Annotated in this window: 14 protein-coding genes; all 14 read right to left on the minus strand. The window is 47.2% G+C overall.

Annotated features, from left to right (window positions below; genetic code table 11):
- Nucleotides 1-29: 29 nt before the first annotated feature.
- The 14 genes from CVT49_01025 to CVT49_01090 all read right to left on the minus strand — a co-directional run bounded on the left by CVT49_01025 (nt 30) and on the right by CVT49_01090 (nt 14,464).
- Nucleotides 30-692 carry a hypothetical protein gene (locus tag CVT49_01025; protein PKK84766.1) on the minus strand — a complete coding sequence of 221 codons (663 nt, stop codon included), beginning with the start codon at nt 690-692 and terminating at the stop codon, nt 30-32.
- 142 nt (nt 693-834) lie between these two features.
- Nucleotides 835-2,391, minus strand: coding sequence for a hypothetical protein (locus tag CVT49_01030; protein ID PKK84767.1), 1,557 nt, complete (start codon nt 2,389-2,391; stop codon nt 835-837).
- 21 nt (nt 2,392-2,412) lie between these two features.
- Nucleotides 2,413-3,633, minus strand: coding sequence for a rod shape-determining protein RodA (locus CVT49_01035; GenBank protein ID PKK84768.1), 1,221 nt, complete (start codon nt 3,631-3,633; stop codon nt 2,413-2,415).
- A gap of 1 nt (nt 3,634) precedes the next feature.
- A complete protein-coding gene (gene mrdA, locus CVT49_01040; GenBank protein PKK84769.1) occupies nt 3,635-5,446 on the minus strand; it encodes a penicillin-binding protein 2 in 1,812 nt (603 codons plus the stop codon).
- 1 nt (nt 5,447) lies between these two features.
- The gene (locus tag CVT49_01045) at nt 5,448-5,933 is read right to left on the minus strand and encodes a hypothetical protein (GenBank protein ID PKK84770.1); all 486 of its coding nucleotides are present in this window, start codon (nt 5,931-5,933) and stop codon (nt 5,448-5,450) included.
- On the minus strand, nt 5,930-6,721 hold the full coding sequence (mreC, locus tag CVT49_01050) for a rod shape-determining protein MreC (protein ID PKK84771.1): 792 nt from the start codon (nt 6,719-6,721) through the stop codon (nt 5,930-5,932). The genes CVT49_01045 and mreC overlap by 4 nt, the downstream gene beginning before the upstream one ends.
- Before the next feature lie 30 nt (nt 6,722-6,751).
- Nucleotides 6,752-7,204 (minus strand): PTS mannose transporter subunit IIAB, encoded by a 453-nt coding sequence (locus CVT49_01055; GenBank protein PKK84772.1) that lies wholly within the window; start codon nt 7,202-7,204, stop codon nt 6,752-6,754.
- 14 nt (nt 7,205-7,218) lie between these two features.
- Entirely contained in the window at nt 7,219-7,386 is a 168-nt protein-coding gene (locus CVT49_01060) for a hypothetical protein (GenBank protein PKK84773.1), read from the minus strand.
- Between the two features lie 11 nt (nt 7,387-7,397).
- Complete coding sequence (locus CVT49_01065; GenBank protein PKK84774.1) at nt 7,398-8,357, minus strand: acetyl-CoA carboxylase carboxyl transferase subunit alpha; 960 nt, start codon at nt 8,355-8,357, stop codon at nt 7,398-7,400.
- Between the two features lie 14 nt (nt 8,358-8,371).
- Nucleotides 8,372-9,430: an undecaprenyl-phosphate alpha-N-acetylglucosaminyl 1-phosphate transferase gene (locus tag CVT49_01070; GenBank protein PKK84775.1), complete on the minus strand. Its 1,059-nt coding sequence runs from the start codon at nt 9,428-9,430 to the stop codon at nt 8,372-8,374.
- 24 nt (nt 9,431-9,454) lie between these two features.
- Nucleotides 9,455-10,309: a hypothetical protein gene (locus CVT49_01075; protein ID PKK84776.1), complete on the minus strand. Its 855-nt coding sequence runs from the start codon at nt 10,307-10,309 to the stop codon at nt 9,455-9,457.
- The gene (locus CVT49_01080) at nt 10,310-11,038 is read right to left on the minus strand and encodes a dolichyl-phosphate beta-D-mannosyltransferase (GenBank protein PKK84777.1); all 729 of its coding nucleotides are present in this window, start codon (nt 11,036-11,038) and stop codon (nt 10,310-10,312) included.
- Complete coding sequence (locus CVT49_01085) at nt 11,035-13,470, minus strand: hypothetical protein (protein PKK84778.1); 2,436 nt, start codon at nt 13,468-13,470, stop codon at nt 11,035-11,037. Before CVT49_01085 ends, CVT49_01080 begins: the two co-directional genes overlap by 4 nt.
- Nucleotides 13,471-13,513: 43 nt before the next feature.
- Nucleotides 13,514-14,464: a hypothetical protein gene (locus CVT49_01090; GenBank protein PKK84779.1), complete on the minus strand. Its 951-nt coding sequence runs from the start codon at nt 14,462-14,464 to the stop codon at nt 13,514-13,516.

Genomic DNA, 14,464 nt, shown 5'->3' on the forward strand with positions numbered 1-14,464 from the left:
TCCTTATTATTCCAGGTAAGTTTCAGCGTTTAGAAAATATATCCTGCGCCGACTGTTAAGGTCCAGCCGGAATAATCCTTTATTTCCGCCAAAGGCTGACCGAATTTGACCGGCATATATTTATAACTCATGGTCAGTCCGATATTGGTCCCTATCGGCCAGTCAATTCCGCCGCCGAGCATATAAGTGAATTTAGTCTCAGTATTTTCGGCAGTATAGCCATAGTAAGTGTAATAATAATCGTTATAATCGATGACGCTCTGACTGCCATAAACAAACCCTAAGCCGGGTTGAGCATATATATAAATCGGCAGACTCTCCAATTTAAAGAATGGATACAGCTTAGTCGAAAGAAACATCGGATACAGGTTTACCGCCCCCACATATGTGGCAGTGCTGCTGCTGTATTGTATGTCTCCCCGGCTGTACAATCCCAGTGAGATTTCAACCGCCAATGGGGGCGCAACCCTGATGGCATAGAAAAATTCACCGTAAACGGAACTATTGTCGAATTCCATTGAAAACGGGGAATCCGTCGGCGCCGCTTCATCACCCGAATTGGTCCAGGCACCGATTCTTGCCCCGGCAAAATTCTTTTGGGGAAAGCCCTTCTTTTCCAGTTGCAAACCCGACGATGCCAGGGGCAGGATAAGAATTCCGGATATTATGAAAATTATTGTTTTAATTAACATGTTTCTTTTACCCAAAACCAACCTCCGCCGTTTCAATCAAATACGCAGCAATGGTTCACTATGATATTATACCCGATACACTTTACCGATTTAAATCTCAAAACCTCTCACATTCACACTAACGGCGATGTTCAATTTATTTTTATAACACGGGCAAAATATACATTTTTTTATTTTTGTAATACATTAAAACAGAAAAATCTCTCAACATCAGATTCCCAATATTTCCGTCAACTTCTCTCGAATCCATTAATCCGCCGGAACCTCCGGCAACCATCAGGGTCGGTTTAATTATTTCAGCCGGCCCGACCTTAAATACGGTTCCAACCGCGGCATAAGCCTCAGACTGCCCCCCCACACCGCCGACACCTCTTTCCATTTTTTTAATTTCGGAAAAAGTGCTGTCCAGTTTATTCTTATCCACAAAAGATTTGTGAAGAATCAGTCCCAGCGCATTGCCAAAATCGACCAGGAATCTTCCTGTAATATTGCCATATTGAGCCTGAACCAAGGGGACTTTTAAATGCAGTTCAAAATCAACCGCAAAATTAGAATCGGGCGGCACGAAGGTATCGGGGTTGTAGAAGATGAGGCTGTTTTTCTTGAAATCAAGCCGGAATGGAAATCTCTGAAGGAGATCGAAACCGACGATTCCCCCGAAATTTTCCGCTGTTGAAGCCCGGATATCCGACAAATCCACAATGGCGGATATTTGATTGTATAGCTTGATTCCGCCGACGTTTAACGAATCGATATCAGCAACCGCCGCGGTTCCATATCCCGCCACACCTTTGGCGGGCAGTTCACCGGTCGGAACCAGTCCGATTTTATCCGATAATTCCCTATCGAGAACATTTGTCCCGGCGCCCGAATCCAGAATGAATTTTTTCACAGGGCTGCCGTTAACCGAAGCTTCAATATAAATATGACCCGCAAAAAGTTCAAAGGGCATAATTACCGAATCCTTATTATCCGGGAACAGGTAATCTTTTTCTCCCCCTGCCGTCATTTGAAATAATGATTGCGGAACCGGGACATTAAATTCCACCGAGGTCGTCCTTATGACAGCATTCAACTGGGGAATATTCGACTCGGTCCGGTTAACAAAAGGAACCTCGATGCCATCAATTTCGCGAAAATCGGACATGTAAGTAACAACATCGATTTCATCCAATTTTTCGCGAACCACCTCGAGCCGCCCGTTATTTACGTTTATAAACAGCCATAAAGAATCTCCATACTTCGGGAATGCCAGAAATAATTTATAGCCGGTTTCATTGAGAGCGGTATCCTTTAGAAATGTCACCGTGCCCGGCATCCGATCATCGAACAAATATGACATCCCGGCCATATAGGCCCCGGTAATCATATTTTTCTTCTCCATACCGGTAAGCTCCAGTGTCTGGCCATTCTGGTCCTCCATCCATGCGGTCCTGCCGTTATAGGCCTGGGTCAGCTTCAAAATCCCCAAATCGGTGATATTATAAATTTTATCCGGAACGGCAAAAATGACTTCTGTTTCACCGCTCAGGCCGCCCAGTTCAACACTGCCGGTAGTTTTGACCGATTTGATATTTTTAATTAGAGCCAGCTGTTTTGGGGGCATGAAATCGGCAATCGCAGTGGCGCCGGCCCGTGGAGTGAAAATGACCGCCGCAAGGAACAAAAAAATTAAAATAGGAAGTTTCTTCAAATACATATTAAATCCTCTGAATCGAAACTAATATTCTGTCCAGTGATAGTCCGCCAGGACCAAAAGGCTTATTAATATCCAGGATAAAATCTGAGAGGTGCCGCCATAACTGAGTAACGGCAAGGGCAGGCCGGTCACCGGCATCAATCCGATCGTCATCCCGACATTGATAAAAAATTGAAAAAACAGGATCGTTATGGCTCCCCAGGCAAGGTACGATGTAAATTTTGATCGGCATCGCGCCGCAATCATAATACCCCGATAAAAAATGTAGGCAAACAGTACTATGACAATCAGAGTCCCGATAAAGCCAAATTCCTCGCCCAAAACCGAAAAAATAAAATCGGTATGACGTTCCGGAAGAAACTTAAGCTGACTCTGAGAGCCTTCGAGATACCCCTTGCCGATCAATCCGCCCGAGCCGACCGCAATTTTCGACTGAATAATCTGGTACCCCGCGCCACGGGGATCCCGTCCCGGGTCAAGAAAAGTGAGAATCCTGAGTTTCTGATAATCGGCCAGTCGATTCCAGACTATGGGGGCCAGGATCCCGAAGAAAAGATTGACCGTGACCGCCAAAGATCCGGACAGAAAACCCGGTCTGAAGGCCAAAATAAATCCTATCAAAATGACCAGATAGACCACCCAGGTCAACCAGTGAAAAGCGGTCAGCAGCGAAATCAACGGCGATATTATCAAAATAATATAAAATGGCGACAGACCCGACCAAAACCAAAGGCTGAATAAGAGGGCCACAAAAACCATTGATGTTCCCAGATCGGGCTGGACAATAACCATTCCGACCGGGATTACGGTTATCACCGTTGAAATCAGTAATCTTCCGATTGACTGCGGCCGCAGTTTGGTGTAGGCCAAAAAACGCGCCAGGGCAATCAATAGCGCCAGCTTGGCAATATCCGACGGAGTCACATTTATCGGTCCCAGAGAGAACCACCGAGCCGCCCCGTACTTGGAATGTCCGATGAAGAAAACCAGCAATAACAGAGACAATCCCAGGGCATAGAACAGATAGGCCAGAAAATCTATCATGCGCAAGGGGATATGAATAACGACTGCAAAGGCAAAAAGAGCCATGCATACCCAGAGTATTTGCTTGACATAAAAATCCTGCGATGAACCGGTCGCCGAATCAAATTGGGCGGAATATATCAGCAGTATCCCGATTATCGATAGAATCAGGGCGGCGCCAATCAGCTTCCAGTCAAGATTTCGATAGACAATATTCATCTCAGTTTTTTATGGTCTCCCCCATCGCCATAGCTGCCGGCAGGCGTTCCAACAGATAATATTTCATTATTTTTCCTGCCAATGGCGCGGCCACCTCGGAACCATGTCCGGCGTTTTCCACGAGAACGACCACGACTATATCAGCATCATCGGCGGGCGCAAAGGCGGCAAACCAGGAGTGATTGTCACCATGGGGGTTTTGGGCTGTTCCGGTTTTTCCGCCCACAGCATAAAATTTATTTCTCAGGCTGCGCGCGGTGCCATGTTCGCCGGCGACAACCAGCTTCAATGATTCGAGCAATATATCCATTGTCCGCGGTGAAAAAGGAAGCGTATATGCAAGAACCGGTTCGACATCATGTATTTCACCGGTCGGTGCGATAATCTGCTTCAGCAGGTGCGGCTGATTAACGACACCATGATTGGCCAGGCCGCAATAAAATTGCGCCAGTTGCAGCGGCGTTATGGTAAATTCGCCCTGTCCGATAGCCAGGTTAAGAATCAGATATGGCGACCACTTTCTTTTTCCAAATAGATCATCATAATAACCCGATGTCGGCACAATGCCCGCCTTTTCACCGATCAGGTCAATTCCGGTCTTTTCGCCAAAACCGCATTTTCGGGCATAGTCGGCCCAGGCATTGACACCCATTATCTGACCCAACTGATAAAAATAAACGTCGCATGATCGTTCGATGCCACCATACATATTAACTTTACCGTGCCCGCCCGGCTCCCAGCAGCGGAAGAAACGATTGCCGAACTGCATCCCGCCAAAGCAAGGTTTAAGAAGGCTGTTTTCATCGACCAAACCCATTTCGAGAGCCGCTCCGGCCGTAATCAGCTTGGAGGTTGATCCGGGCGGATACAGACCGGCCAATGGCCGGTTGAGCAAAGGATGATTGGCATCCGTGGCGATTCCCTGCCATATATCGGGCGGGACAACGCCGGAAAAGATATTGGGATCAAAATGCGGAAAGGAAGCTATCGCCAGAACGCCGCCCGTCTTCGGATTCATCGCGATGACGGTCCCGCAGCACTGAACGCTGTCGAAATTCCTGACAATAAACTGCTGCAATTCCCTGTCAATAGTAAGGACCAGGTCGCTGCCGGCGATGGCCGGGATTTCCTGTTTTCCCTCATAGGTACCGACTATCTGGCCCATGGCGGAAATTTCAATGTACCTTGTTCCCTCCAGGCCCCGTAACAGCATGTCATATTTTTTTTCAATGCCGCTCTTACCGATCAGACTCCCAAGGCGATATTCCTTCGTTTTTTCTGACTTTATTTCATCGGTGGAAACCTCACCGACATGCCCCAGAAAGGTTTCCGCGGATATACTGTCAGGATACCGCCTGACCGATTCGGCACTATAGGTTATGCCGGGATAATATTGCCCCTTCTCCTCCAAAATCGAAACGGTGTCAATGCCCATGCCCCTCTTAATTGGGGTCGGCATATACCGGCTGACAAAATTGGCCCGGGCTCTTTTCTCGACTTCGCTTGTATCCAATCCCAGAAGCTGTGACAATTTGGGTATGGTAAGCCCGTCCTGCCTTTCAAATGGAACCAGCGATACCGTAAAGGAAAGCCGATTATCAGCCAATATTTCCATATTCCGGTCATAGATCAAACCACGTTTCGGAATCACCGGCTGAACACGAATACGGTTGCTTTCGGATTGCGCTGCAAAGAAGCGATATCTGATTACCTGGTGATAAAATAACGTCCCGATTATCATCAGAACGGCCAGTATCACCAGCGTGACCGAAATCTTCACCCTGGTGTCGGTTGTGGTTGTTGACTGCTGCATACTAAAAAAGAGTCTTAATCCTTTTCCAGGTTATACGGCCGTCAATTGTCTGAAATATTATTCCCCCGATTATCAGGGTATAAATCGCTCCAGGCAGAATGGCTTTATATATAAGGGTCGGGAAATCAGAACTTGATATAACAAGCATAACAATACTCTGATGAATCAGGAGAAATCCGGCCATTAAAGTCAGCCTCGATGTGACCGATTCAAGATTGATTCTCGTCCCGATCTGGTTTACGGCCAATGCCGGGATTACCAGAGACAGCATCTCCCACGGCATGAGATCAAGCCTGATGGAGCCGGCGATGATTCCGGCACAGAAGGCAAACCAGAGAGTTGCGGTTTCGCTCTTATAAAGCGCAACAAGAGTAATCATTAACGCGGTCAGGTCAATAGCGGCGCCATAGATAGTCGTGATGTCCTTAATAAGGATCAAATGCAGGGCCAGAAGAAAGAGATAAAAAATATAGGGAATGATCCTCATTTTTCACCGCCTATCAGCACGTATAATTCATCAATTTCAAAGAAGTCGACGGTTGGTTTGAGATAGACGGTTTTTAATATATCTCCTCGCTCGGCCATGGCCGAATCGACAATGGCCACCGACAATCCGGCCGGATAAACGCCGCCAAGTCCGGATGAAATGATCAAATCCTTGGGCTTGATGTCGCTGTCCGCAGGCAGATTATCGAGATACATCCCTTTATCGGAAGAAAATCGGACGATCCCGATTTCGCGCGTCTCCGCAACCCGGCCGGAGACCGCATTGGAGGGATCGGTAAGTAACGTCACGGTCGCAAAATCGGGCATTACTTCCCTGATTTTCCCAACCAGACCAAAGCGGTTAATGACCGGTTGATCGATTCGTATTGATTCCAGACTGCCCTTATTTATAACTGCCGCCACCGGATAAATATTTTGATATAAGGTGACGATTTTTACCGAAACAAGCCGAAAAGATTCGGGAGGTTCAAAACCAATGACTTCCCGCAATCTTTGATTTTCACGTTTGGCTTCGGAAAGAAGGTCAAGTTGAAGGGAAGTTTCCGTCAGTTGCTTGTTCAATGACCTGTTTTCACGGGCCACATGCTGCAGCTCAGTGGCGTAATCTTTTAGCTCGGAAAAAGGATAGAAGAATGTCGATGAGCAAACATTGCCCAATAAAGGCCTGACCACCCGGGGTGAAGTAGCAATCAGGATAAAAAGCACGGCCGCCAGCCCGTAGTTGAAAAAGCGACGATTTTTTTGAAAAATCGTCGAAAACAATGTCATATGACTCCAGCCTCCCTGCCAGAATAGAGGTTATTCGACGGTGTCGATCATTTGAAGTAGTTCGCCCGGTGATGTGACAGTCATCATCTTTTGACGATTTTCTTCCGATTTCATGATGTACGATAATCGGGCCATCACATTCAAATGGGCGCCGATTGCATCTTCCGGTGCGGCTATCAGGAAAAACAGGTTGACCGGCTTATGATCCATCGCATCAAAATCGATTCCCTTTTCGGACCGGCCGAAGGCAATGACGATCCCTTTGGTCGCCTTGGTCTTGGCATGTGGAAAGGCCACGCCATAACCGACACCAGTAGTGACCAGTTCCTCGCGATCCATGACATCCTTAAGCAACTCCTCGGAGCTCTTGACCAATTTCGATTTGGAAGCAAGTTCCACCAGTTCATCCAGAACACTTTCCTTGTCTCCGGATTTAAGATTAAAGGTAATCAGATCCTCGGAACAAAACTTGGATAATTTCATATTGTCACCCCTGTTTAATATCCTTCAGCTTCATCAATCAATAAAACGGGGATTTCATCTTCAACCCGAAATGACAATCGACAGCTGTTGCAATTCAATTTATTCTCATTTGACCTGTATTCCAGTTCCCCTTTACATTTCGGGCAGACTATAATTTCAAGCAAGGCTTTTGACAGAGCCATAAATCAACCTCCTATTCCTGATATACGCCCAGCTTCCGGAATTTCTGAAGTCTCTGTACGAGCAAATCATCTTCCGTCAACTGCTCCAGTTCGGCCAGGGCCGCCAGGACTTCCTTCTTAACGTTTTGGGCCATAAGTTCAGGATCATTGTGAGCGCCTCCCGGCGGCTCCTCGATAATCTTGTCAATTATTTTCAAATCCATTAAATCATCGGCGGTCAATTTAAGGGCTTCGGCCGCCTGCGGTGCATAGGCATTATCGCGCCACAAAATTGCGGCACACCCTTCAGGAGAAATTACCGAATACCAGGAATACTGTAACATGAAGACACGGTCACCGATGGCAATTCCAAGGGCCCCGCCGGAAGCGCCCTCACCGATTATGACAATTACAATCGGTACCTTCAGAATCGACATTTCGCGGAGATTTCTGGCGATAGCCTCGGCCTGGCCGCGTTCTTCGGCTCCGATACCCGGAAAGGCACCCGGTGTATCCACCAGGATTACGATGGGCTTATTGAATTTCTCGGCCAATTTAAACAATCTCAGGGCCTTGCGATAACCTTCCGGATGTGGCATACCGAAGTTCCGATACAATTTTTGTTTGGTATCGCGCCCCTTCTGCTGACCGACAATCAGGACCGGTTTGCCGTCCAGTTTGGCAAAACCGCCGATAATGGCCTTATCATCGGCAAAATAACGATCGCCGTGAAGCTCAATAAAGTCGGTCGTCATATTCTTAATATAATCAAGCGTGTACGGCCGCCGGGGATGTCGAGCCAGAAGGACTTTCTGCCAGCGACTCAGGCCGGAGAATATTTCCCGGCGCATCTTATCCAGCTTGCTCTCCAGCGATTTAATTTCGCCCGACAGTTCCAGGTTGGCGCCGGAGGCAAAGTCCTTCATGTCCGATATCTTCTTCTGCAATTCGATAATCGGCTTTTCGAAGTCAAGTATCTGTCTGTCTTCCATACTTTATTAACGTCCTATCTGGCCGTATTTTCCTTTTTCATACGAGCAATTAAGATAAAATATATTATAAAAATAACAACTATAAAAAGGAGTAAAAAAGTCAAAACCACGCCCCGGCCGAAAAGAAGCATAATGATCGAAGAAAAGCCGAAAAAAAGCCCCGAAAGATAAAAAAGGTTGACAATCTGGCGGTATGAGAGGCCGGCCACGGCCAGAATATGAAAAATGTGCCGGCGGTCGGCTTTCATTACATTCCTGCCCGCCGCCAGACGGCGCAAAAACGAAGTAATCGTCTCGGTCAACGGCACCCCCAGAACCAGAAGCGGCATAAAGAGAGCCGCAGTTGTATATGACTTAATCGGAACCACAAGAGAAATTACGGCAAAGATATAGCCAATCAACAACGAGCCGCTGTCACCCATAAATATTTTGGCCGGGTAACGATTAAAAATCCAAAAAGCCAGCAATGAACCCAGCAGGGCCAGTGAAATAACCACGACGGCGTCAATTTTAAATAAAACACCGATTATGGTCATGGTTATCAAGGCAATAATCGAGACTCCGGCCGCCAGACCGTCGAGTCCATCGATTAAATTGACCGCATTCGACAAAGCGATGACCCAGAAAACGGTAATCAGGACCGACAAACCATTAACCGAAATCTCGCCCAGGATGGGAAGCGACAGAAGGTTGACCGACAATCCGCCATAGTATAAAATAAGGCCGGCGGCCGCCTGTGCCGCCAGTTTTATCCAGGCCGAGAGCGGCCTGAAATCATCCCAAAGACCGACACCGAAAATTATCAAAGAACCTGCAAGTATATGGGGAATCGATTCCCTGATTTCGCCAAAGGCGCCATCATTGAAAATCAGATAAGCCAGAATTCCCAGCCAGAAAGACAGCAATATGACGCTTCCGCCGAGAATCGGGGTCGGTTTCTTGTGCCGTTTATGGCGCCCGCCGGGATGATCATAGATGGAATATTTATGACATAATCTTATTATCGCCAGGGTAAAAAGAATTCCGGCCAGAGTCGAGGAAAAAAAGACTGTCAAACAACCTTTAATCAAGATTCATCCCCTAAATTTATAATATAGTCAATCCCTTGACCTTACCATCACGGTCTTCAGGAGCAGATTAACCAGCAAAGCGGCCGGCAGCAATAATAATGAAAAGCCGTTCGGATAATGTTTTAAAAAATATTTCCAGACCGACATATGATGATGCCATAATCTCTTGAAAGCCGACACCGTGGCGCCGCCGCCCCAGTAATGAACACCTCCCGCTCCGGGGACAAAATAAATTATTCTGCCCGCGGCCGCGATTCGCACGCAGAGATCGGTATCTTCCATAAACATGAAAAATCGCTCATCGAATCCGCCCAGCGAAAGGAAAAAATTCTTGCTCATCAGCAGGCATGTGGCGGCCGCCGCCGGAACAGCGGCAGACGAATCGAAATCGCCCAGCGTGTATTGCGTCATTCCGGCTTTGCCCCCGAGTATGGAACCTCGTGAAAAAAATATATTGTTTGTTGTCGGCAATTTCCGGCAGGTGGGTTGAAATGTCCTATCAGGATTACGCATTCGACCGGCCACCGCACCGGCATCGGGAAGTTTCTCCAGCGCTTCGATCAGGGCCGAAATCGATCCTTTATCAATTATCAAGTCCGGGTTGGCGAACAAAATATATTCTTTCCCGGATTTTGCGGCGGCTCGATTATTGGCGGCTCCAAATCCGATATTTTTCTCTGATTTGTGAATGACAACGCGCGGAAAACCTGTCTCGATGGCTCGGATAGTGGCATCCTGCGAGGCATTGTCATAGACAATGATCTCCCCGCCCACCGAGTCAACTTCATCGGATAATGCCTTTAAACAGGATTCAATTCTTTCGGCGGAATTGAAAGTCACGACAATGGCAGATACCGATTTTTGAGGATTGATTTCTGACACCTATTTAATTTTGCCGAACATTGTCATTAATCTCAGATACCACACCTTCCAGATGGCTTCGCGGACAATATCCTTGGACATTTTGGAAGTTCCCCGTTCACGATCGGTAAAGATTATTGGAATTTCCTTTATGCGAAAGCCTTTTTTCCAGACCCGCAGGGATACTTCTATCTGGAAGATATAGCCGTTTGATCGTATTGCATCGAGGTCGAGCGCCTCCAGCACCTCGCGCCGGAAACATTTGAATCCGCCGGTGGCGTCGCGGACCGGCAACCCGGTCACTATCCTCGTATAGACATTGGCATAATATGAAAGCAGCAGCCGCTTCATCGGCCAGTTGATGACATTTACTCCGGAGATATACCGCGAACCCAAGACAAGATCATGGTCCTCAATAGTTTTCAGAAAGTCCACGATATACCTGGGATCATGCGAGAAATCGGCATCCATTTCAAATATATAATCAAAACGATGTTCAATCGCCCACTTGAAGCCCGCGATATAGGCGCGGCCAAGACCCTCCTTGTTGGTCCGATGCAGGACATTGATCCGGCCGTTTCGAGAGGACAAACGATCCGCAATATCCCCGGTTCCGTCGGGTGAATTATCATCGACGATTAAAACATTAACCCGGGGGTCCTTTTCAAGGACCTTCCCGACTATCAGCTCGATATTTTCCTTTTCGTTGTAGGTAGGAAAAATTATCAGCGCCTTTTTATCTTCGTTCATACCGCAGATGCCAATCGTTTCTTCTCTTTTATATACATCACCAAATGAGCAGCCAATATAATTACCACCAGCAAAAGAGTCAACAAGGTGACCATTTTTGCCGGATTATTCACTCCCCTGTTATATTTGAACAGGACCTGTTTCGTTCCCGCCTTAACCGGAACCGCCCGGAAGGATCCGTTGGCCCGCATAATATCGACTTTTTGACCGTCGGCAAATGCCTCCCAGGCATAATAATAATTATCTGTCAGGACCAGCAGCGCATCCTGATCGATGTTAATATCGACAAGCACCGAATCAACTGCATAAGAATTAACTTCGGCCGACCCCATTACCGAATCACCCGCCGGTTTAAGCGGAGGCTCTTCCTCAAGATAGACCAGTTTTTCCAGATTCGACGTGCCTTCTACAACCAGCGAGTCGATCTCCTTTCGATCCGGGATAACCTTATAATTACCGACCAGGAATGCACGCGGGAAGGCGTTATCATTTTGGAGTAATTTTACCCGGCCGAAATCTCTGTTTACTTTAAGGCTGTCGGGGCCAAAATAATATGCCGGGATATTGGTATCCGACGGGGCAAGCAGATATTTCGCCCCGACCAAATTCAGGAAATATGGATTGCTCAAATGGCTCATCGACGGGCCGCCTAATAAATCATCATACCATCGCAACTGGTTGCCATGATAACCGGTCACCACTTCTATCCCGAAATATGGAAGGTAATCCTGCCCGACCGCCTTGAGGTTGAAAACACGAAATTCGCCCGGCAGCCTGCTTATAAAATCAGTTAATTGATTAGGCGTAAACTGCTGGCGATAGTCAAAAGTCTTGATGAATCGGGAATCAAACCTGATCCCGTCAATCATAATGACCAGCGGGATGACCAGAAATATCGCCACACTTGTCTTACGCGAGACAAACAGCATCAAAGCGCCGGCGACGATGGAAACAAATAGAAAGACAACCCAGAAACCGGTTTGAATATTCGGCAAATTCATCAGGGCCAGCGACCATTTGGTCAAATTCTGCTGAATCATCTCGGTCTTGATACCCGAGTAGAATATGGAACTATAAAGCGACAGCATCGATTCACCGGCCGCCGAAAACAATAATGCCAGGATCAATAACGCCGCAGGAAAGGCGATCAGATATATTTTCAGCCTTTTTTGCAATTGGGCCGAGGCCTCAGAAAATTTATCCATCAGATATTGAATCGCCATGCCGGCCAGCAACGATACTGAAAAGAGGAAAACAAACATAATTGTAGAAGGTGCCCGTAGTGATTTTACATTTGGAATCAAATAAAAAAAGACCTTGAAGATCGGCGTGGTCCCGCCCAAAGCATAGATAAAGGCAAAGAGTGCCAGGGCGCCGAAGAATATAGCCTCCTTTCGACGATAGAAAAAGACCGCAATAACCGCCAGAAAGAGTGAAATCACCCCCGCATATTCCGAGTTATCTTTGAATGCATTCTTGCCCCAGTAATAGTTCCCTTCACCGCTATTCGTTCCTGAAAACTCCGGAACGACCAGCGAAACGGCTTCTTCCTGATTCATTGACCATGAGGTGGCCCAGTCATAACCGCTCTTGGTGTCGGCGCGCGGCGAATAATTCTTGGTGTAAACATAACCGGGATAAAATTGCACCGCCGAAATAAACAGGCCGATAACGACCGCGGCACCCAATAATGCCCCCGGTTTGACCAGTTTTCCGACGGATTTGGTCTGCAAATAAACATTGACCAGCTTAAAGGCGCCGTAAAAAGCCACCACCCAGAGAGCATAATATGACAACTGAGGATGCGGGCTTAAAATAATTATGCCGATGACCAAACCAACCAAGGTGAAATTCAGCAGCGGTTTTCGCTCGAAGGCCCGGTCCAGGAAAAGAATCACCAGCGGAAATAAAGTCGTCACGAAGATTTTGCCGTCATGCCCGGGAGCCACCAGCGAAACAAGAAAACCGGAAAACATATATCCCGCACCCGAGACCGATGAAGCGATTTTCGACAGCTTGAACTGCCGTGCGGCGAAATACATGAAGATTCCCGCCAGGAAGATATGAATCACCAGATTCAGCCCGAGCATGCGATAAAAATTGCCGAAGAATTTCAGCACGGAGAAAGGATAAAAAATATCGCCGTGAAATGCATCGACAAACGGCAGGCCGCCGAAAATATACGGGTTCCAGACCGGAACGGATCCATGTGCCTTTAAGTACTCGACATAAAAATGACGAAAGAAAATTCCGGCATTGATTGTATCCGATCCATAAAGCATTTTATTCGAAAAAATAAATTCCCTGAAGAGAATAATAACACCGACCAGCATCACCGCAGCAAAAATCGGGAAATAATACTTCGATTTTTCTGGATTAAAGCCTGTCCTGACCGGCTGAGGTCTGACCGGTTTGCCTTGCTTTTTGACCAATGTACTTCTCCGGGCTAAGTTTTTGTCAGGAAATATTTATTGATTAAGGCTGCTTAGTTTTTCTTCCTTCGTCGATCCTGTCTATCTTCTTGCGGATTGCGGCCAGCTCTTCTTTCATCGAGGTCATTGCTTCCGCCAGAAAACCCAGGATAAAAAATCCGAGACCAAGACCGAGAAGCAGAATCACCAGGTAAAGCATCGGGCGGAAACCGGCGCCGGTTACAAATCGCAGGTAGAGGGCGATCAAACCGACCAGGAGACCCAGTGCAAAAGACACCGAGCCGGTCAGACCGAAGAACAATAACGGTTTTTTCAAAAGCGACAACTGCGCCTTGACGGCAATCATATCCAGAACCCCGATTGGAATCCGCATCAATCCCGAGAACTTGGATTTGCCCCATTGGCGCTCATACAACGGAATTTTCACTTCAGCGATATGATAGCCCATGTCGGCGGCAAGCACCACCAGATAGCGGTGCCAGTCTTTTCGAAGGAACATATCCTTGACGACTTCCGCCTTGAAAGCCTTGACCGAATTGAGATCATGCACTTTCAGACCGAAAATGCGCCGCGACAGATAATTATATACGGATGATACAAATCGCTTTTTATATTTACCCTGTTTCCATCCGGCAACAATGTCGGCCCCTTCAAAAAGGGGTTTGACCAGCGCCGGAATGTTTTCCGGCAGGTACTGCAGGTCGGCCGGATAAAAGACATAATAATCGCCGGTCGCAATCGAAAACCCGGTACCCAACCCTTCGGTCAGTCCGCGATTGACATTGTGCCTGGCGAATTTGATGAAACCATATTGCCGGGCCGCTTCTTTAATCCTGTCAAAAGTCCCGTCGGTAGAGCCGTCATCGATCAAAACCAGTTCATACTTTTCCTCGGCCCTTTCCACCATATCATTGAAAAGGCGGCATAATTCCGGGATGTTTCCTTCCTCATTAAAGGCGGGAATAATAACCGAGATCAAATTGTTCAAGTTTAT

This window comes from candidate division Zixibacteria bacterium HGW-Zixibacteria-1, from assembly GCA_002838945.1.
Lineage (GTDB): Bacteria > Zixibacteria > MSB-5A5 > GN15 > PGXB01 > PGXB01.

Bases quoted from the DNA above. Each gene is read 5' to 3' on its own strand.
- CVT49_01025 (PKK84766.1), bottom strand. From the start codon at position 692: ATGTTAATTAAAACAATAATTTTCATAATATCCGGAATTCTTATCCTG.
- CVT49_01030 (PKK84767.1), bottom strand. From the start codon at position 2,391: ATGTATTTGAAGAAACTTCCTATTTTAATTTTTTTGTTCCTTGCGGCG.
- CVT49_01035 (PKK84768.1), bottom strand. From the start codon at position 3,633: ATGAATATTGTCTATCGAAATCTTGACTGGAAGCTGATTGGCGCCGCC.
- mrdA (PKK84769.1), bottom strand. From the start codon at position 5,446: ATGCAGCAGTCAACAACCACAACCGACACCAGGGTGAAGATTTCGGTC.
- CVT49_01045 (PKK84770.1), bottom strand. From the start codon at position 5,933: ATGAGGATCATTCCCTATATTTTTTATCTCTTTCTTCTGGCCCTGCAT.
- mreC (PKK84771.1), bottom strand. From the start codon at position 6,721: ATGACATTGTTTTCGACGATTTTTCAAAAAAATCGTCGCTTTTTCAAC.
- CVT49_01055 (PKK84772.1), bottom strand. From the start codon at position 7,204: ATGAAATTATCCAAGTTTTGTTCCGAGGATCTGATTACCTTTAATCTT.
- CVT49_01060 (PKK84773.1), bottom strand. From the start codon at position 7,386: ATGGCTCTGTCAAAAGCCTTGCTTGAAATTATAGTCTGCCCGAAATGT.
- CVT49_01065 (PKK84774.1), bottom strand. From the start codon at position 8,357: ATGGAAGACAGACAGATACTTGACTTCGAAAAGCCGATTATCGAATTG.
- CVT49_01080 (PKK84777.1), bottom strand. From the start codon at position 11,038: ATGAACGAAGATAAAAAGGCGCTGATAATTTTTCCTACCTACAACGAA.